We start from the raw sequence: 18,157 nt of genomic DNA, 5'->3' as shown, positions 1-18,157 counted from the left end.
GTCAGTCTTTGTCCTTGTTCAGTCGGTTGGCGGCCCAAGTCAGCAGCAGCACGAAGAAAAAATAGGAAATCACCAGCGCGCTGTTGAAGTGGCCGCTGCTGTTGCGCATGTTGTTGAGGTACACCTGCAGCGTCTCGTAGCGGGTGCCCACCAGCAGGTTGGCGAACACGAATTCGCCGAACAGGAACGAGAACGACAGCAGCAAGGCGATCATCAGGCCCTTGCGCAGGTTGGGCAGCACCACCAGAAACGCTGCCTGAAAGGTGTTGGCGCCGAGCAGTTGTGCGGCGTCCATCAGGTCCACCAGGTTGATCGCCTGCAGGTTGTTGGTGATCGCCCGGTACATGAACGGCAAGGCCACGGTGAAGTAGCAACCGATGAGAATCCACGGTGTGCCGACCATCGCCAGCGGTCCCGAACCATAGAGCTGCAAGAGGCCCACCGACGACACCACCGGCGGCACCGCGAAGGGCAGCAGGATCAAGATGTTCATCAGCGCGTCGAGTTTCGGGAAGTGGTAGTGCACCACGAACAGCAGCGGCAGTATCAACACCACCGACAGAATCAGCGCGCCGACGCACACCAGCAGCGACTGGCCGAAGGCGATCAGGAAACGCGGGTCACTCCACAGCGCCAGATACCATTTGTAGGTGAAGCCTGCGGGCAAAATCGACGCCGACCAACTGGTGGCGATCGAATAGATGAAGGTGCCCAGCAGCGGTGCCAGCAGAATCAGAAACAGGATGTACACCACCAGACGGTGATAGAGCCCGGCCGGGCCGCGTTCAGCGCGAGACATGGTAGCTCCTCTTCAACAACCACTGATGGACGAGGGTCACCAGGGTCATCATGCCCACCAGAATCATCGCCAGTGCGCTGGCCATGTTCGGATCGAGGGAAATATCACCGGCCACCATCGCCGCGATGCGGATCGGCAGCACGTTGAAGTTGCCGGTGGTCAGGGCGTAGACCGTGGCGTAGGCGCCGAGGGCGTTGGCCAGCAGAATCACGAAGGTGCCCAGCAGGGCCGGGGTCAGCACCGGAATGCCGATGTGCCGCCAGAAATCCCAGGTGCTGGCGCCGAGCAGCGAGGCCGATTCGCGCCAATCATCGCGCAGGGCGTCGAAGGCCGGGTAGAGCAGCAACACGCCGAGGGGGATCTGGAAGTAGGTGTAGAGAATGATCAGGCCGGTCTTCGAGTACAGGTTGAAGTCATCGATGATCCCGGCCTGTTTCAGGATCAGCGTCAGCGCGCCGTTGAAGCCCAGCAGAATGATGAAGGCGAAGGCCAGCGGCACGCCGGAAAAGTTGCTGGTCATGTTGGCGAAGGCGCTGACGAAATCCCGAAGCTTCGACGGCACTTTGCGCAGTGAATAGCTGCCGAGAATGGCGATGACAATGCCGATCAGGCTCGACCAGAAACTGATCTCCAGACTGAACTGCATCGCTTGACGATAGAAGCGTGAGTTGAACGCCTTGATGAAGTTGTCCAGCCCCCAGCCTGCGTCCGAATGCAGGCTGTTGATGGCGACCCACGCCAGCGGCGCGATCTGAAACGCGATGAAGAACAGGGCGAAGGGCAGCAGGCACAAAAGCCCCAGCCATTTGCCGCGAGGCTGTGAATTCACTTGAGCACCTCTGCGCAAAAAGGTTTGTCGTGGGGCACGCCGAGCAGTTCGCAGACGGTGCCGCACATCTCGGTTTGTTTGGGCCGTGCGCCGGGGTCGAGGCTGAAGGCGTCGCCAATCACGAACAGCGGCACTTCGCGCTCTTCCGGCAGGATGCCGTTGTGGGAGCGATCGTTGTTCATGCCATGGTCGGCGGTCACCAGCACTTGATAACCGGCATCGAGCCAGCGTTGCAGGTACTCGGCCAGGATGATGTCCGCCGAGCGTGCGCTGTTGCGGTATTGCGGGGTGTCCAGGCCGTGTTTGTGGCCTGCGTCGTCGATGTTCATCGGGTGGATGAACAGGAAGTTCGGTTGATGCGCCGTTCGCAGATGCTCGGCATCGTCGAACAGGTGGGAATCAGGGTAGTGATCGACGTAGTAGAAATGACCGTGCTGGATCGGCAGGTCAACGTCGTCGGTGTGTCGGTCACGGGACGCGATGAACGGGCTGCGGTTGTACAGCTCGCTGACCCAGTGATAGGCCGCGGCGGCGGTCTTCAATCCTGCGGTTGCGGCGTAGTGGAACACGCTGCGCTGGTTGGACAGGCGCGAGACGTGGTTGTGCACGATGCCGCTGTCGATGGGCGCAACGCCCGTCAGGATGCATTCATACAAAGGGCGAGACAGCGCAGGCAGCTCGCATTCCAGCTTGTACAAGGCGGCCCGGCCCGCGTTCCGGTAAGCCAGCAGATGCCCCATCGCATGCTGCGCCACGCTGTAGCTCAGGCCGTCCAGCAGGATCAGGATGACGTTGTGTTTCATGGCTTCTCCGGGGGGAGCAAATGGGTGTGAGCGGTGAAAATTGTGGGAGCCGGCTCTGGCGAATGCGGTATGTCTGACACATCAATGGTGATTGACCCACCGTATTCGCCAGCAAGCCGGCTTCCACACAATCCGTCATGCGTCATCCCTGAAGCATCGGCGAATCGCTTACTGCATCTCGACAATCACCTGTTCGTTCCACTGCTGAGGCAGGGCTTTCGAGGTTTTTTCCCAGGCGTCGGCGTTTTTGATCGGCTGTGGGTTGGCCTTGACGTATTCCTCGGTCGGAATCAGGTTCTTCGCGATGTCGGCGGGCAGCTTCAGGTCGGTTTCCGCACGGATCGGACGAGCGTTGCCTTTGGCCAGGTTGATCTGACCTGCGTCGCTGAAGATGTATTCGCGGGTCAGCTTGGCCGCGTTCGGGTGCTTGGCGTATTTGTTGATGATGGTGGTGTAGCCCGATTTGACCGAGCCATCGGACGGAATCAGCACCACGTAGTCATCCGGGTTGGCCATCTTGGCCTTGTAGCTCAGGCCGTTGAAGTCCCAGACGATGCCGACTTCCACTTCGCCTTTTTCCATGGTCTGGATGGTCGGGTTGTTGATGCCCAGACGCTTCTGCTTGGCCAGGTCTGCGAAGAATTGCAGGCCCGGTGCGATGTTGGTTTCGTCGCCTTTCATGGCGATGGCGGCGGCCAGTACGCCGTTGGCGGCTTGCGCGGCGGTGCTTACGTCACCGATGGTGACTTTGTATTTACCGGTTTTCAGATCCGCCCAGGATTTCGGTACGTCGGATCCGTGCAGCAGCTTCTTGTTGACGATGAAGGCAATGGTGCCGGTGTAGGCCAGTGCCCAGTGGCCGTCTTTGTCCTTGGCCCAGTCTGGCACTTTGTCCCAGGTGGTCGGTTTGTAAGGTTGGGTCACCCCTTTGGACACGGCGATCGGGCCGAAGGCCGCGCCCACGTCACCGATGTCGGCGCTGGCGTTGTCTTTTTCCGCATCGAATTTGGCCACTTCCTGAGCCGAACTCATGTCGGTGTCCATGTGCACCAAACCGTATTTGGCGGTCAGGTCGGTCCAGGTGCCTTTCCAGTTCGCCCAGTCATCGGGCATGCCCACGCTGTTGATTGCGCCTTCGGCTTTGGCCGCGGCTTCGAGGGTCTTGAGGTCAGTGTCTGCGGCCATGGCCGATGTGCTCAGCGCGATGGCCGAACCCAGGAGTGATGCCAGCAAAAGGTGTTTCATTCGAAGCTCCTTTGGTCTTTTTCGACGTGGTAGTGCATCAGATCGATGAAGTGTTCGCTGCGTTTGCTTTGGTCTAGATCAGCAATACCTGAGCCAAGTTAGGCCAGTCTCGTGACACTTTCGTGTCTGGACCGACTCTTGCTGGGGCTGACGACGTGACGCCAGGCCATCGATAGCGCTGTGAAACAAGCGTAGACCATGGCCAAGTGGTTGATCTGAAAAGGCTAACTTCTTTTTTATGCCTGATTTATCAAGCAGATCGCGCTGGAATGTCACGTAACAGTCATCTAGCCTGCCTAGGCTTGAGACCATTGAAACGGGCTCCCCCGCTGCAGACCATGGCTTTGAAATGCACTGGTCTAGTCCAGATAGGTAACGCAATGCGCCAAGATGTGCCACGAGCGGTGACGACCATTTGCAACGCCTTACAGGAGCAGATCGAACACGGTCTCTTGCCTCCCGGCAGCAAACTGCCCGCTGAACGTAAATTGAGCGAAGTCTTCGACACCACCCGCATCACCTTGCGCGAAGCGCTGGTGCAACTGGAGGCGCAGGGGCTGATTTATCGCGAAGAGCGTCGGGGCTGGTTCATCTCGCCGCCGCGCCTGGCCTATGACCTGATGCGCCGCAGCCACTTTCACGCGATGGTCGAAGCGCAGGGGCGTGTGCCTGCAACTCAGGTCATCTCGGCGCGTTTGCAACCGGCCTCGGCAGCGATCTGTGAGCTGCTGCAACTGCCTGCCTTATCCAGCGTGATCCAGATCTGCCGAGTGCGGCGTATCGATGAGCGATTGGTGTTGTACGTCGAGCACTACCTGAACCCGGAATACTTTCCGCAGATGCTGGATTTCGATCTGAATCAGTCGCTGACGTTGCTCTATGCCAGCCATTACGACATTCGCTATGGGCAGGTGCGGTTCGAGATGGTGCCGACGGCGTTGCCTGTTGAAGCGGCGGCGGCGTTGAAGGTGTCGATTGGTAGCCCCGGGTTACGCATTGCGCGGGTCAACCACGATCAACGCGGCCGTTTGATCGATTGCGATCTGGAGTATTGGCGGCATGACGCGATTCATGTGAGCGCGGTGGTAGGGGAGATTTAAAGCTCCTACGCCCTCCGGCCAGAAGCGTGACCGTTGACGCTACAAGTCAATCACCAGGTCCGAGGTCGGCTTGCTGCAACACAACAACCGCATCCCCTTGTCGATCTCCCGCTGGCGAATGCCGCCGTTGTGGTTCATCTCCACAGTCCCTTGCAGCAATGCAGTCTTGCAAGTGCCACACACGCCCTGGCTGCACGACGACGGCACGATGGCCCCGGCCTTTTTCGCCGCTGACAGCACGGTCTGCTGGCCCGACATGCTGAACGTCTTGCCCGAACGGGACAGGGTGACGGTAAACAACGTTTCGGTTTGCTCACTCACAGGCGCCTGTTCGATCAGCGGTTCCTCCACCAGCGCCGATATGTCGAAACTCTCCTGATGGTAATGCTGGAAATCGAACCCGCCCTCCTTCAGCAGCGCTTTGACCGCGTCCATGTAGCCTTGCGGCCCACAGGTGAACACCTCGCGCTCCTTGAAATCCGGCACCGCCGCGTTCAGCAGGGGCATCGACAGGCGCCCCACGGGGCCTGTCCATTCGGTATTCGTGCCCAATCCCTCGCACACGTTCAATACCTGCAACCCCGGCATCAACGCTTGCATCCGCGTCAGCTCATCGTGAAACACGATATCGAGGGGCGTACGCGCGCTGTGGACGAACACGATGTCCAGTTGAGCGGCCATGTCGAATCCCGCTCGGGTCATCGACATCAACGGCGTCACCCCGGATCCCGCCGAGAGGTACAACAATTTTTTCGCGGGATGCCCCACTGGGGTGAAGCTGCCAGCAGGCCCCGAGGCGTTCAGCGTTTCGCCAATTCGCAGGTTGTCATGCAGCCAGTTCGACACCATGCCGCCCGGCACGCGCTTGACCGTGATCGAGAACGAAAACGGCCGCGTAGGCGATGACGACAGCGTGTAGCAACGGGCGATGCTCTGCCCGGCGATCACCGGCGACACGGTGATGAACTGGCCCGGCTCGAAGCTCAGGGCGCTGAAATCGGCGCAGCGAAAACTGAACGTCTTCACGTCGTGGGTTTCATCGCGCACGTCACAGCACAGCAGGGTCTTCTGCTCGCCGCTGTTCCACTGCGCGCCGTACGCGCTCCAGGTCCCAGGATCGGTGAAGCGTTGTTGCGAAGACGCGGTACCCACGCTTGTAGGCAAAGTCTCGAATCGGGTCATGATCATTCCTCACACACCGTGAGCCGCAAGCCGCGCTGCGTACCAGCGCGAGAACTGATCGACGTAGGATTCGGTGAACGCCGAAAACGGGCCGGGTGAGTAAGCAGGGTCTTGTGTGCCGCTGTGGGTGATCGCCACGAGATTGGCGTCTTGCTGGTTGGTGGCGTTCCACACCTCGACCAGTGTGTTCACGTTGTAATCCACCCCCTCCACCGCATCAGCGTTCACCAGCCATTTGGTGCGCACCAGGGTTTTGTCCGGGGCGAGGGGGATGATGTAGGAAATCACCGCGTGATCGCTCATCACGTGGGTCCAGGAGTTGTGGGTCCATAGGTGCACGTCACCCAGATCGCGGCGGGTCAGATCGCCAAACAGCTTGCTGCACGCGACGCGGGTGTCGAGTGTTTGCGACTCGCCATTGCCCGCAATCACCAGGCGCTGGGTGCGGAACTGCGTCACCGCGTCCACCTCCAGATGCTCCACGGCATCACAGATGAAGCCCTGGTCCTCCCAACTCTTTTTCGCGGCGGCATTGCGCTGTTCGTATTCGTCCAGCGCTTGCAGCGATTCTTCGCTCAAACCGTCGGCGCAGAAACCGAAGTCTTCCGGCAAGAACGATGCAGTCAGTTCAGGGTGAGTGCCCGCGCAGTGATAACACTCGCGGTTGTTTTCGATCACCAGTTTCCAGTTGCCGTTTTCAATGATTTCCGATTCGTGGGCGATCTTGGTGTAGGTCATGTTGTACGGGGCAAAACGCGGATTCATGGTCTCAGCCAAGTAACCGATGTCTTCTGGCGGTTGTTCGCCCAAACACACAAATATATGTGCGCCCACTACTTTGCTGTGCACAGGCATCAGGCTTCTGCACTTCGCGTTAAAGTCTTTGCCCATGTGCGCAGCATGTTTCAGGCTGCCGTCCAGGTCATACGTCCATTGGTGATAAGGGCAGACCAACATCCCCACGGTCGATTTGCCCGCAGGCTTGAGCCGCGCGCCGCGATGGCGGCAGACGTTGCGAAACGCCTGTATTTGCTCGTCATCGTCGCGCAGCAGGATGATCGAGGATTTGCCGATGTCGATGGTTGAAACATCGCCCGGCTCTGCAATATCTGCGGTCACGCCGACCAATATCCAGTGCTGGGTGAAGAAGATATCTACGTCGGTGTCGAAGATATCTTCGCGCCCGAACAAGGCGCCTTTCATACCGTGGCCGGGTGTTCTTGTTTCAACTAACTGGCGATGGGATTCGATCATGGCTGCACCTCTCAGGCGTCGATCTAATAATGGAATCGAGTATCGAGAGGGCTGAAAATATGGTCAATGCGCTATATTTTCAGGTTCGCATAGCTGTGGGTTATGCATGAACGATGGAGATGCGTGACGCGTTATGCGTGGGAGCCGGCTCCCACAATGTTTGCCGTCGATCATGAATCTGTCGGCCGACACAAATTACTGTGGGAGCCGCCTTGGTGGCGAAAGCGCTCGACGTGGCGACGTAGAATCTCCCACAGGTTCAGCGGTCGTCGGTGATATTGGAGTCAATGTGTGCGATGGACGATCCGCTACATAGCCACTCGACCAACCCTTGCACCAACGGTGTCGCCTTACGTCCATTCGGCACCACCCCGTAATACGCTTCTTTGGGCCTGACCACGTACTCGGTCAGGCGCACCAGTTCACCGCTGGCCAGTTGTGGCTCCAGCAGTCGATGCCAACCCAGTGCCACGCCGTGGCCCTGTAACGCGGCCTGAATCGTGTCGGTGTAGGAACTGCAACGCAGGGCGTACTTGAGCTTCGGACGTTCCTCGCCCAGTTCCTTGAACCACGTCTGCCAGGTCATCCAGCCTTCAAGGGTGGCGTCGGAGTCGATCAACTCGACATGCAGAAAATCTTCGGCATGCACCGGCGCTATGTGAGTCGCGAGCCAGCCGGGCGAGCACACCGGAAACACCTCTTCGTCGAACAGAAAAATCGAGGTGCCGTCGTCCCATTTGCCATCGCCGTAACGCACCGCCAGATCGATGTCATCGCTGCGCAAATCCGGGGTGAGCATCTGCGTCACCAGGCGCAATTGCAGGTTGGGCTGCTTCAAGCGCAAGGCACTCAGACGGGGCAAGATCCGCAGTTGCGAAAAGGCTGACGTGCTGGCCAGCACCACTTCCTGTTCGCGAATGCCTTCGTGGACCCGGTCGAACACACTGGCCATGCGTTGCAATGACTCGGAGGTCACCGAGAACAGCAGATAGCCCTCGCTCGTCAGTTTGATCGCCCGGTGCAGTCGATGAAACAGGCGGGTGTCGAGGGTCTCTTCGAGAAAACGGATCTGCTTGCTGACCGCCGCTTGCGTGACCCCCAGCTCCTGCGCCGCCAGGGTAAAACTGCTCAGCCGCGCCGCCGCTTCGAACACCAACAGGGCGGTCATCGAAGGGATCAGGCGGCGATAGCCTTTGACCTTTTTCGGCAGGCCTTCTTTTGGGAGTTCTTCGAGCTGCATGGGGATGCCTGAACCGGAGGAAATGAGGTTGCGTGTCGTGCAAATGTACATGGGTGTACATCAATAGACCGGGGGCGTACAGTTCATTCACTCACTTTCAAACAAAGGCGACACCAAATGTCGGTATCAGGCAAGGAACGCGGCAAATCCTCGGACTCTGGCTGGCGCGGTTCAGCAGAAGGCTGGCTGGAAGCGGCCTATGACGCCTTGAAGGAGTCCGGTGTGGATGCCGTGCGCGTCATGCCGCTGGCCAAGCGCCTCAACCTGTCACGCACCAGTTTCTATTGGTTTTTTCAGGACCGCGAACAACTGCTGGCCGCGTTGCTGGCCCGCTGGAAAGACAAGAACACCGGCGGCATGCTCAAGCAATCCGAAAGCTACGCGGAGAACATCACTGAGGCGATTCTCAACGTCTTTGAGTGTTGGCTAAATCCGGAGCTGTTTGACTCTCAATTCGAATTTGCCGTGCGCAGTTGGGCGTTGCAGTCCGAAGAAGTCGCTTCGGAAATCGCTGCGGCGGACGCGACCCGGATCAATGCGTTATCGGCCATGTTCCGGCGTTTTGGCTACGACCCCGATGGCGCTGACACCCGTGCGCGGACGATTTATCTGACGCAGATCGGCTACATCTCGATGAAGACCAGCGAAGACATCACCCAGCGTTTCCGCCGCATTCCCCATTACGTCGCGATCTTTACCGGCAAGACGCCGAAGCAGCGCGAGCTGGACCGTTTCTATGGCGCCTTCGGTTACGCCGAAAAAGAAGCGGGTGAATTCGTACCGCTGGCTGAAACCTTTGAGGACACGCTGGAGGAATCGCCCAGTGAACACTGAGCGCATCGGCATCATTGGCGGCACTGGCTGGTTAGGGGCAGCGCTGGCGCGGGCGCTGCTCGACAGCGGTTTTGTCGAGGCGGATCGTCTTCGGTTGTCCAACCGCTCAGGAAGTCATCCACTGGCGGAAACCGGCGCTCATCTATTGGCGGACAATCAAGCGCTGGTCAATGCCAGTGACGTGGTAATCCTGTCGGTGCGGCCAGAGCAGTTCAAGGCGCTCAACGTCGATGCGTCAGGGAAACGGGTGATTTCCCTGATGGCGGGTGTGACATCTCAAACCATCCGTGAGGCGACCGGGGCTGAGACGGTGGTGCGAGCGATGGCCAACGCGGCGGTGGAGATTCGTCAGTCGTTCACGCCGTGGCACTGCGCGCAGCTGTTGAGTGATGTGGATGCCGACTTCATTCAACGGTTGTTGGAGTGTGTCGGTACGGCCAGCCGAGTGCCGACGGAGGAGGGGATTGATTACCTCAGTGCGTTGTCGGGCACTGGCCCTGCGTTTCCGGCGTTGGTGATGACAGCGTTGACTCGGCAAGCGGTGATCGCGGGTATTCCTGAAGACGTCGCCCGGCAGGCCGCCCATGGGGTGGTGGTGTCAGCCAGCCAGTTGCTTGTGAATCACGATCCGCAGGCGATGATCGATTCGTTGGTGGCTTACAAAGGTGTCACCGCGGCGGCGTTGCAGAGCTTGATCGATGAAGGGTTTGAAGATCAGATCGGGCGGGCGGTTGAGGCGGGGGCCAATGTCGCCCGCAAGGGCATGTAAGGATTGCGCACCGTCCCCTGTAGGAGTGAGCTTGCTCGCGATGACGGCGTGTCAGTCAACACATCCATTACAGACAAATGTCCATCGCGAGCAAGCTCACTCCTACAGGGAGATCCCGCCAATCTTCAAAGATCCTTCACCAACCGCAACGCATCGTAAATCGCCGCATGGGTATTGCGCGCCGCCACCGCATCGCCGATCCGGAACAACTGGAAACGCCCATTCGGATTGGTCACCAGGTTCTGCGCCTTACCGGCAATCAGGTCATGCTGCTCGACAGCGCCGTCGTTTTTCGAATGAGGCCGCAGCTCGAAATACAGATCATCCAGCGGCAGAGTGCCGTGGTTGATCACCACCTGATCGACGATGCGCTCCTTGTTGACCTTGCCGTAATCGCTGCCAAAGATCGCGGCCAGTTTGCCGTCGCGCTTTTTCACCGACTCCACGCGGTAAGTCACCGTGAACACCACGTCCAGGTCTTGTAGCGTGCGCATGTAGGGCACCAGGTTCATGGCCATGACTTCTGGTGAGAAGGCTCGGTCCGGCGTGACGATTTCCAGCCGTGCACCGCTTTGAGCGATGACCTCGGCGGCTTGCAGCGCGGCGTGGTCGCCTGCGTCATCGAAGATCAGCACGTTTTTACCGGGTTTCACGTCGCCGGAAATAATGTCCCAGGCCGACACCACCAGCTCGTTGCCTTCCTTCAGCACTTCGGTGTCCGGCAGGCCGCCGGTCGCGACGATCACCACGTCCGGCTCCAGCTCCAGCACCGTTTGAGCTTCAGCCCACGTATTGAACTGAAACTTCACCCCCAGCCGTTCGCACTGGGCCATGCGCCAGTCGATGATGCTGATCATCTCGCGTCGCCGCTCGCTTTGAGCGGTCAGGCGAATCTGCCCGCCTGGCTGGTCCGCCACTTCCACCACTGTCACGTCATGCCCGCGCTCGCCCGCGACCCGCGCTGCTTCAAGCCCCCCGGGACCTGCGCCGATGACCACGACCTTGCGTCGGGTCGCGGCCGTGGGGATGTCGTGGGGCATGGTAGTTTCACGCCCGGTGGCCGGGTTGTGAATGCAATACGCGGCGCCGCCTTGATAGATGCGGTCCAGACAATAGTTGGCGCCGACGCAAGGGCGAATGTCCTCTTCGCGCTTCTCGATGATCTTGCGCACGATGTGCGGATCGGTCATGTGCGCGCGGGTCATGCCGACCATGTCGACTTTGCCGGAAGCCACGGCGTGGCGCGCGGTGGCCACGTCCGGAATCTTCGCGGCGTGGAAGGTCGGGAAACCGGTAGCGGCACGAATCTCACCGGCAAAATCCAGATGCGGCGAGTTGCGCATGCCCTGAATCGGGATGACGTCGGTGAGCCCGGCGTCGGTGTCGATGTGGCCTTTGACCACGTTGAGGAAGTCCACCAGACCGCTGTCCTTGAGCATGTGCGAGATGGCGATGCCTTCCTCGGCGCCGAACCCGCCAGGCAGATCCTCGTCGCCGGTGTAACGCACGCCAAGGAGGAAGTTCTCACCGCACTGCTTGCGGATGCCGCGCAGGATGTCGAAGGTGAAGCGCAGGCGGTTTTCCAGCGAGCCGCCATACGGCCCGTCGAGGGTATTGGTCATCGGCGACCAGAACTGGTCCATCAGATGGCCGTAGGCCTGAAGTTCAAGACCGTCCATACCCGCCGCTTTCATGCGTTCAGCGGCGTCGACGTAGTCCTTGATGATGCGCTGGATGTCCCAGTCTTCGAGTTTTTTCGGAAACGAGCGGTGGGACGCTTCGCGCCGATGCGAAGGAGAGACTACTGGGAGCCAGTCAGCTTTGTCCCAGCGCGTGCGACGGCCCAGGTGGGTGAGTTGGATCATCACCGCCGCGCCGTGTTCGTGGCACTCATCGGTCAGGTCCTTGAGCCAGCCAACCACCTCGTCCTTGTACGCCAGCACGTTGTTGAAAACAGGCGGGCTGTCCCGCGAAACCGCCGCCGAGCCTGCGGTCATGGTCAATGCCACCCCGGCCTTGGCGCGCTCGACGTGGTAGGCGCGATACAGGTCTTTGGGCATGCCATCCACCGGATACGCCGGTTCGTGGGAGGTGGTGATGATGCGGTTTCTGAGGGTCAGGTGCTTGATCGTGTAGGGCTGCAGCAGTGGATCGCTGGACATCGTGTGGCGCTCCTCGGGTCAACTTCAGGCTCGGTTAGAGTTGAAATTAGGAGGAATGTACACATGTGTCAACAGTGTCTGACGTTGGTGTACATTTCGCTTGCATCCCTACCGACTGTGTGGATAAGATCGGCCCGGTCAGCTGGCTCAGACCGGCACGATTCACCGCTTTCACTGCCACACCCAAACACGAAAGGGGAAATGCACGATGGTTGCTTATTCACCGCATAAGAAAAAACGTATTGGCTGGTTTGCAGGGGTCGCACTGGCGACTGTGAGTCTGTTCGGCTACCTGTCCGTTCAGGCGGCGGATCAGCCCCCGGTGCGCATTGGCTGGGTCAATTGGTCGGATACGGAGATCGCCGTCAAGCTGGCCAACGTCGTGCTCGAAGACCAGCTCAAGCAGCCGGTGAAACTGGTGCAGGCCGACATCGGCATTCAGTTTCAGGCGATGGCCAACGGCAACATCGACCTGATCCCGATGGTCTGGCTTCCGGGCACGCATAAGGCGTTCTGGGACAAGTACCAGGACAAGCTGGAGGATTTGGGCGTGTTGTACGAAGGACGCATCGGCATGGCGGTGCCGGACATCGTCCCGGAGAGCGAAGTCAAAAGTCTCGCCGATCTGAACAAGCCCGGTATCGCCGCGAAGTTCGACGGCAAGATCCTCACCTCGGAGGTCGGCAACGGCCAGTACAAGCTCACTGAAAAGGTCATCAACGACAAAAAAATCGTCGGCTACAAGATGGTCGCCTCGTCCGAGAGCGGCATGCTCAGCGAGCTGGACCGCAACCTCAAACGCGGCAAGTGGTCATTGGTGAATGCTTGGAGCCCGCACTGGATGTTCTCCAAATACCCGCTGCGGTATCTGGATGATCCGGAGCATCTGTTTGGTGGCGCCGAGCAGATCCACGCCGTTGCTCGCAAAGGTTTCAGCGCGCAGTACCCGCAAGTGGCGCAGTTCTTCGCTCACTATTCGATCCCGGCGGCGGACTTGCAGGACCTGATGCTGAAAGCCAAGGAAAGCTCGGCAGAGAAGGTGGTGGCGGAGTATTACGCGGCCAACAAGGCGCGCTTTGCGGCGATGGTGAATGGCAACGCCACGGCCTCAACGACGCCCTAACCCACTGATCGTGGCGGATCGCGGATTTCTGTGTCTACGCAAAACCTGTGGGAGCCGCCTTGGTGGCGAATGCGTCGGGTCAGCAACATCCATGTCGACTGACGCGACGCATTCGCCAGCAAGTCGGCTCCCACAATGTGACCGCGTCAGGTCAGATGCCGCGAAGGCTTACCCCGCCGCATCATCCTTTTTGCCACGCACCCCACTCACACTCCCGCCGCTGGTGCTCACCTGCACATTCAACCGTGGCGTCGCCAGATCCATACCCGCCTCATCCAGATAGCGCTTGAGCGACAGGTTGAACGCCCGCGACACCTCCCACTGCTTGATCGGAGCGGTCTTGAAGCGTGCCCTCAGAATGGCGTTGCCCGACTCGAAACTCTCCACCCCCTGAATCTCCAGCGGGGACCAGATGTTGCGCCGTTGCAGCGGATCGGTGCGCATTTTCTGGCCCACGTCGCGGATCATCTTCAGCGCATCGTCTATGTTCATGTTCGACGGAATGGCGATGCGGAAAATCGCGTAACCAAATTCGCGGGAGTAGTTCTGGATGCTCTTGATTTCGCTGAACGGGATGGTGTGCACGATGCCGTCGATGTCGCGCAGGCGCACGGTGCGGATGGTCAAACCCTCGACTGTGCCCAGGTGCCCGCCGACGTCGACGTAATCGTCGATGGCCAGCGAGTCCTCGATGATGATGAACAGCCCGGTGATCAAATCCGCCACCAGCGACTGTGCGCCGAAACCGATGGCCAGACCGATGACACCGGCACCGGCCAGCAGCGGGGTGACGTTCATGCCCATGTTCGCCAGCGCGACGATCACTGCAATGATGAAAATGGTCACGAAGAGCACGTTGCGGATCAACGGCATCATTGTCTGCGCCCGAGCGTTCGCCAGGCCTTTGCGTGATCGGGTGAGGGCGTGATGAATCGCGGTGTCGGCCAGAATCCAGATCAGCCAGGCAAACATCAGCGTGGTCGCCAGCCCAAAGATGCGCACGCTGATGTCGTGGCCTTCGCCTTCGGAGAAACGGATCAGCGACAAGCCCCAGACCCGCAGGCCCAGTTCGATGAACACCAGCCAGACCAGCAGGTGCGCGACGGTGTAGAAGAAGCTCTTGAGTCGATCCGAGTACAGCGCATGGCGTTTGTGGCCGTGGGAGGGTCTTTGCGAATGGCGCCGCACCAGGCCGTTGATGACCATGCACAACACCAGCAACACGGTGCAGATCAGGGACTGACGCAAGGCGGTGCTGGTGTCGCCCGCCGAGAAGAACGTGGCGAACAGCGAGACGCCCACCAACACCAGCGCGGGCAGATACCAAAAGCTGCCGACGATTTCGATGGTGTCGCTGAGGGCGCGACGCTTGAGGCGTCGGGCCAGTGGCTGGTTGCGAATCAAGTGGGCGATCGGGCGACGGAAACGAATGATGAACAGGCCCGTGGACAACGCGGCCATGACATTGGCCAGGGTGGAGGTGGTGTGGGCCAGATGCACGCCGAGGCTGGCCACCAGCCGGGGGTCGCTCAGGGCCTCGCCGAATGCGGCGAAACTGCCGATCCACCACAACGGCCGAAACGCCTGATGACGCAGGATGTACAACGCCTGATGACGATGGGGGCCGTCGAGCAGCGAAAATGCAATCACGCAGATCGCTGAAAACAGCGTGCCGACCACCAGCGCATAGGCCAGCACCATCGCCAGATCGCGGCCCAGTGACGGTGGCAGCGAGTAACTCAGGTACACCGTGATCACCAGCGCGATCAGCCAGGGGCCGAGCTTGCGCAGGGCGAACACCAGCATGTCGGTGGGGCGGGGGTGTTGCGGAAGCTCCGCTGACAGGCCAAAACGCGCCCGCACCCGATGGCCGAGCCAGATCAGCGCCGTCGCCAGCAGGCTCCACAGGGCAATGACCACGGCAAAACTGAAGATGATCGGCCACCATTGGTTCGCGGGCAGCATCAGCGCCATCAGCTCGTCTTCGGCCAGCGACACTTCGTCGCCCCAACGACTGAGCGGGCTGTCGTCGCCGGTGAATTGCTTCTCGAATTCCGACAGCGTGCTGCCGATCAGGCCCAGTACCCCTTGTTCAGCAGTGGGCTGGGCCTTCTTCGTGGCGTCGCGCAGCTTTTTCAGATCGTCCAGCAGCTTGGCGCGCTGTTGGTCGTTTTCCAGCGAGGTGATGACCTCGTCCAGCGACTGGCCCAAGGGTTCTTGCGCTTGCGGTTGGGTTTTCTGACTGCCACCCAACAGGCTCGGCAGGCCCGCCGCTTGAGTGGTTGCGAAGGGAAGGAGCGCCAGCAGACAGATCAACAACAGACGCAATACGGAGCAGGAACGTGAGAAGGCAGTCACCGAATCATCAACCTCGAAGCGGGCGGGCGATTTGATTGTACATGGCGTATTTCTGTGGGCATCGACTGTGTGGGAGATTCCATGTTGCCTGGTCAACCGCCTTCGCCACCAAGGCGGCTCCCACAGGTCCGGCGTCGGACAAAAGACATGAGGCCAACTCGGTCATTGTGGGAGCCGGCTTGCTGGCGAACGCGGTGGATCAGTCAACTCACCTGTAATTGACACAATGCAATCGCCAGCAAACGGATCGCCGCTCGGCCGGCTCCCACAGGATTGGCCCCACCCTCAGATCGGTATTATCCGCAAGTTGGCCCTACGGCAACTCGGCGCTCGCATAAAACGCCGTCAGCACTTTGACCAGATGCGCCAGGTCCTGGCTCCCCGCCAGTTCACGGATCGAGTGCATGGCGAAGGTCGGCAGGCCGATGTCCACGGTGCGCACGCCCAGGTGTCCTGCCGTGATCGGGCCGATGGTCGAGCCACAGGCCATGTCGCTGCGCACTACGAAGCTTTGCACCGGCACTTCTTCGGCCATGCACAGATGACGGAAGAACCCGGCCGTTTCGCTGTTGGTGGCGTAGCGCTGGTTGCTGTTGACCTTGATCACGGGGCCTGCGTTGAGCTTCGGGCCGTGGTTGCCATCGTGCTTTTCAGCGTAGTTAGGGTGCACGCCGTGGGCGTTATCCGCTGAAATCAGCAGCGATTTCTGCACGGTACGCACGTAGTCGTCGCCTTCCGGCAGCAGGCGTTGCAGCACTTGCTCCAGCATCGGACCGTCGGCGCCGCAGGCGGAGGTCGAGCCGACTTCTTCGTGGTCGGTGCAGACCAGTACGCAGGTTTCTTCGCCGTCGGCGTTGAGCAGCGCCTGCAGGCCGGCGAAGCAAGACAGCAGGTTGTCCAGTCGCGCACCGGCAATGAAATCGCCATTCAGGCCGATGACCGCCGCACTTTGGGTGTCGTAGAAACTCAGTTCGTAATCCAGCACCACGTCGGCATTCAGGCCGTGCTCGCGGGCCAGTTGATCGGTCAGCAGGGCACGGAAATCAGGACGCTCGTCACCCGCGACCTGCGCCAGAATCGGCGGCAGCTCATTTTGTGGGTTGATTTGCCAGCCTTCGTTGGCGGTGCGATTGAGGTGGATCGCCAGGTTGGGGATGACCGCAATTGGCTGCTTGAAATCGATCAACTGGCTCTCGACCTTGCCGTCTCGGCGGAAGGTCACACGGCCAGCCAGCGACAGGTCGCGGTCGAACCACGGCGCCAGCAGAGCGCCGCCATAGACTTCCACACCCAGTTGCCAGAAGCCCTGACGTTGCAGTTCAGGCTGCGGCTTGACCCGCAGGCACGGGCTGTCAGTGTGAGCGCCCACCAGACGAATGCCACCGAGCAGCGGGGACAGGCGGCCCAGCCGGAAGGCGACGATGGAGGAGTCGTTACGGGTGACGTAGTAGCGGCCACCGGCTTCGGTGTGCCACGGCTCGCGTTCGTCCAGACGCTGAAAACCTGCGCCTTCCAGACGTTGCACCAGGGTGGCGGTGGCGTGAAACGGGGTAGGAGAGGCCTTGAGGAAGTCGATCAGGCCTTGGTTCAACTCTTCGCGCATAAGTAACTCCAGACAGCAATGGCGGGAGTTTACAGGCGTATGCGGGTGGGGGCGAGTGGGGGGGTGGAAAGGTTTTAATGTGGGTTTGATTGGCTGGAGATCGTTACTTTGATGCCCTGTCGAATGCGCCCGAGGGGCATCCATGTCGCGATCCTGAGGGCATCAAATTAAGAATCCCAAGCCAACCCTCAAAACGGCGCCGCACACTCAAACCGCAACCGCTCTTTGCTCACCGGATGGGTGAATGTCAGCATGCTCGCGTGCAGGCACAACCTCGGGTACGCCGCCAGTGCTTCGGGATGTGCATACAGCCCATCGCCCAACAACGGATGCCCGATCGACAGCATGTGCACGCGCAACTGGTGCGAACGGCCGGTGATCGGCGTCAGTTCGACGCGGCAATGGGTGTCGTGACGTTCCAGCACCTTCCAGAAGGTCAGCGCATGTTTGCCATGTTCGTGATCCACCACATGCCGGGGCTTGGTCGGTGGGTCGTAACGCAGGGGCAAGTCAATGCTGCCGCTGTCCAGCGTCGGTTGGCCCCAGGCCAGTGCGGTGTAGGCCTTTTCGGTTTCCCGGTCATGAAACTGTCGCGACAGTTCGCGGTGGGTGTCCGGATCACGTGCCAGCAGGATGATCCCTGAGGTTTCCCAGTCCAGCCGATGGACGATCAGGGCGTCGGGATAGCCATTCTCTTGCAGGCGCGTGATCAGGCAATCCTTGTTGTCGTCGGCGCGGCCAGGCACCGAAAGCAGCAGGGTGGGTTTGTTCACCACCAGCACGGCGTCGTCCTGATGGAGAATGTGAACGTTGGACAGCGGCATTGAAAACCAGCCTCGTGGCAAAAAACAGGCGT

At 60.0% G+C, this 18,157-nt stretch carries 15 protein-coding genes; 4 read left to right on the top strand and 11 right to left on the bottom strand.

Annotated features, from left to right (window positions below; genetic code table 11):
* Position 1: 1 nt before the first annotated feature.
* The 4 genes from ACI5GA_RS07830 to ACI5GA_RS07815 form a co-directional block, all read right to left on the bottom strand.
* Positions 2-799 carry an ABC transporter permease gene (locus ACI5GA_RS07830; RefSeq protein ID WP_404631514.1) on the bottom strand — a complete coding sequence of 266 codons (798 nt, stop codon included), beginning with the start codon at positions 797-799 and terminating at the stop codon, positions 2-4.
* Positions 786-1,628: an ABC transporter permease gene (locus ACI5GA_RS07825; RefSeq protein WP_421422438.1), complete on the bottom strand. Its 843-nt coding sequence runs from the start codon at positions 1,626-1,628 to the stop codon at positions 786-788. Before ACI5GA_RS07825 ends, ACI5GA_RS07830 begins: the two co-directional genes overlap by 14 nt.
* The gene (locus ACI5GA_RS07820) at positions 1,625-2,431 is read right to left on the bottom strand and encodes an alkaline phosphatase family protein (RefSeq protein WP_404631510.1); all 807 of its coding nucleotides are present in this window, start codon (positions 2,429-2,431) and stop codon (positions 1,625-1,627) included. Before ACI5GA_RS07820 ends, ACI5GA_RS07825 begins: the two co-directional genes overlap by 4 nt.
* A gap of 168 nt (positions 2,432-2,599) precedes the next feature.
* A complete protein-coding gene (locus ACI5GA_RS07815) occupies positions 2,600-3,676 on the bottom strand; it encodes an ABC transporter substrate-binding protein (RefSeq protein WP_404631508.1) in 1,077 nt (358 codons plus the stop codon).
* A 380-nt stretch (positions 3,677-4,056) separates the two neighbouring features.
* On the opposite strand from ACI5GA_RS07815, the gene ACI5GA_RS07810 reads away from it, so the two are divergent.
* Positions 4,057-4,776, top strand: a complete 720-nt coding sequence (locus tag ACI5GA_RS07810; protein WP_404631506.1) for a UTRA domain-containing protein — start codon at positions 4,057-4,059, stop codon at positions 4,774-4,776.
* Between the two features lie 39 nt (positions 4,777-4,815).
* Here ACI5GA_RS07810 and ACI5GA_RS07805 read toward each other — a convergent pair whose 3' ends face one another.
* The 3 genes from ACI5GA_RS07805 to ACI5GA_RS07795 form a co-directional block, all read right to left on the bottom strand.
* The gene (locus ACI5GA_RS07805; protein ID WP_421422437.1) at positions 4,816-5,958 is read right to left on the bottom strand and encodes an FAD-binding oxidoreductase; all 1,143 of its coding nucleotides are present in this window, start codon (positions 5,956-5,958) and stop codon (positions 4,816-4,818) included.
* Between the two features lie 9 nt (positions 5,959-5,967).
* On the bottom strand, positions 5,968-7,212 hold the full coding sequence (locus ACI5GA_RS07800) for an aromatic ring-hydroxylating oxygenase subunit alpha (RefSeq protein ID WP_404631502.1): 1,245 nt from the start codon (positions 7,210-7,212) through the stop codon (positions 5,968-5,970).
* Between the two features lie 259 nt (positions 7,213-7,471).
* Positions 7,472-8,452 (bottom strand): LysR substrate-binding domain-containing protein, encoded by a 981-nt coding sequence (locus ACI5GA_RS07795; RefSeq protein WP_421422436.1) that lies wholly within the window; start codon positions 8,450-8,452, stop codon positions 7,472-7,474.
* A 117-nt stretch (positions 8,453-8,569) separates the two neighbouring features.
* On the opposite strand from ACI5GA_RS07795, the gene ACI5GA_RS07790 reads away from it, so the two are divergent.
* Positions 8,570-9,286: a TetR/AcrR family transcriptional regulator gene (locus tag ACI5GA_RS07790; RefSeq protein WP_404631498.1), complete on the top strand. Its 717-nt coding sequence runs from the start codon at positions 8,570-8,572 to the stop codon at positions 9,284-9,286.
* Positions 9,276-10,055, top strand: a complete 780-nt coding sequence (locus ACI5GA_RS07785; RefSeq protein WP_421422435.1) for a pyrroline-5-carboxylate reductase family protein — start codon at positions 9,276-9,278, stop codon at positions 10,053-10,055. The genes ACI5GA_RS07790 and ACI5GA_RS07785 overlap by 11 nt, the downstream gene beginning before the upstream one ends.
* 125 nt (positions 10,056-10,180) lie before the next feature.
* Here ACI5GA_RS07785 and ACI5GA_RS07780 read toward each other — a convergent pair whose 3' ends face one another.
* Positions 10,181-12,217: an FAD-dependent oxidoreductase gene (locus ACI5GA_RS07780; RefSeq protein WP_421422434.1), complete on the bottom strand. Its 2,037-nt coding sequence runs from the start codon at positions 12,215-12,217 to the stop codon at positions 10,181-10,183.
* Between the two features lie 208 nt (positions 12,218-12,425).
* Between ACI5GA_RS07780 and ACI5GA_RS07775 the strand changes: the two genes are divergently transcribed.
* Positions 12,426-13,340 (top strand): glycine betaine ABC transporter substrate-binding protein, encoded by a 915-nt coding sequence (locus tag ACI5GA_RS07775; protein WP_421422433.1) that lies wholly within the window; start codon positions 12,426-12,428, stop codon positions 13,338-13,340.
* Between the two features lie 168 nt (positions 13,341-13,508).
* On the opposite strand, the gene ACI5GA_RS07770 is transcribed toward ACI5GA_RS07775, so the two are convergent.
* The 3 genes from ACI5GA_RS07770 to ACI5GA_RS07760 all read right to left on the bottom strand — a co-directional run bounded on the left by ACI5GA_RS07770 (position 13,509) and on the right by ACI5GA_RS07760 (position 18,125).
* Entirely contained in the window at positions 13,509-15,698 is a 2,190-nt protein-coding gene (locus ACI5GA_RS07770; RefSeq protein WP_404631490.1) for a mechanosensitive ion channel family protein, read from the bottom strand.
* Between the two features lie 313 nt (positions 15,699-16,011).
* Entirely contained in the window at positions 16,012-17,301 is a 1,290-nt protein-coding gene (locus tag ACI5GA_RS07765; protein ID WP_404631488.1) for a M18 family aminopeptidase, read from the bottom strand.
* Positions 17,302-17,489: 188 nt separating this feature from the next.
* Positions 17,490-18,125 (bottom strand): RluA family pseudouridine synthase, encoded by a 636-nt coding sequence (locus ACI5GA_RS07760; RefSeq protein ID WP_421422431.1) that lies wholly within the window; start codon positions 18,123-18,125, stop codon positions 17,490-17,492.
* Positions 18,126-18,157: the final 32 nt, after the last annotated feature.

The organism is Pseudomonas sp. Pseu.R1 (genome assembly GCF_045764065.1).
Taxonomy (GTDB): Bacteria; Pseudomonadota; Gammaproteobacteria; order Pseudomonadales; family Pseudomonadaceae; genus Aquipseudomonas.
The sequence above is the reverse complement of the archived record's forward strand: the minus strand, read 5'-3'. Positions and strand labels throughout refer to the sequence as shown.

Bases quoted from the DNA above. Each gene is read 5' to 3' on its own strand.
- ACI5GA_RS07830 (WP_404631514.1), bottom strand. From the start codon at position 799: ATGTCTCGCGCTGAACGCGGCCCGGCCGGGCTCTATCACCGTCTGGTG.
- ACI5GA_RS07820 (WP_404631510.1), bottom strand. From the start codon at position 2,431: ATGAAACACAACGTCATCCTGATCCTGCTGGACGGCCTGAGCTACAGC.
- ACI5GA_RS07815 (WP_404631508.1), bottom strand. From the start codon at position 3,676: ATGAAACACCTTTTGCTGGCATCACTCCTGGGTTCGGCCATCGCGCTG.
- ACI5GA_RS07810 (WP_404631506.1), top strand. From the start codon at position 4,057: ATGCGCCAAGATGTGCCACGAGCGGTGACGACCATTTGCAACGCCTTA.
- ACI5GA_RS07805 (WP_421422437.1), bottom strand. From the start codon at position 5,958: ATGACCCGATTCGAGACTTTGCCTACAAGCGTGGGTACCGCGTCTTCG.
- ACI5GA_RS07800 (WP_404631502.1), bottom strand. From the start codon at position 7,212: ATGATCGAATCCCATCGCCAGTTAGTTGAAACAAGAACACCCGGCCAC.
- ACI5GA_RS07795 (WP_421422436.1), bottom strand. From the start codon at position 8,452: ATGCAGCTCGAAGAACTCCCAAAAGAAGGCCTGCCGAAAAAGGTCAAA.
- ACI5GA_RS07790 (WP_404631498.1), top strand. From the start codon at position 8,570: ATGTCGGTATCAGGCAAGGAACGCGGCAAATCCTCGGACTCTGGCTGG.
- ACI5GA_RS07780 (WP_421422434.1), bottom strand. From the start codon at position 12,217: ATGTCCAGCGATCCACTGCTGCAGCCCTACACGATCAAGCACCTGACC.
- ACI5GA_RS07775 (WP_421422433.1), top strand. From the start codon at position 12,426: ATGGTTGCTTATTCACCGCATAAGAAAAAACGTATTGGCTGGTTTGCA.
- ACI5GA_RS07765 (WP_404631488.1), bottom strand. From the start codon at position 17,301: ATGCGCGAAGAGTTGAACCAAGGCCTGATCGACTTCCTCAAGGCCTCT.
- ACI5GA_RS07760 (WP_421422431.1), bottom strand. From the start codon at position 18,125: ATGCCGCTGTCCAACGTTCACATTCTCCATCAGGACGACGCCGTGCTG.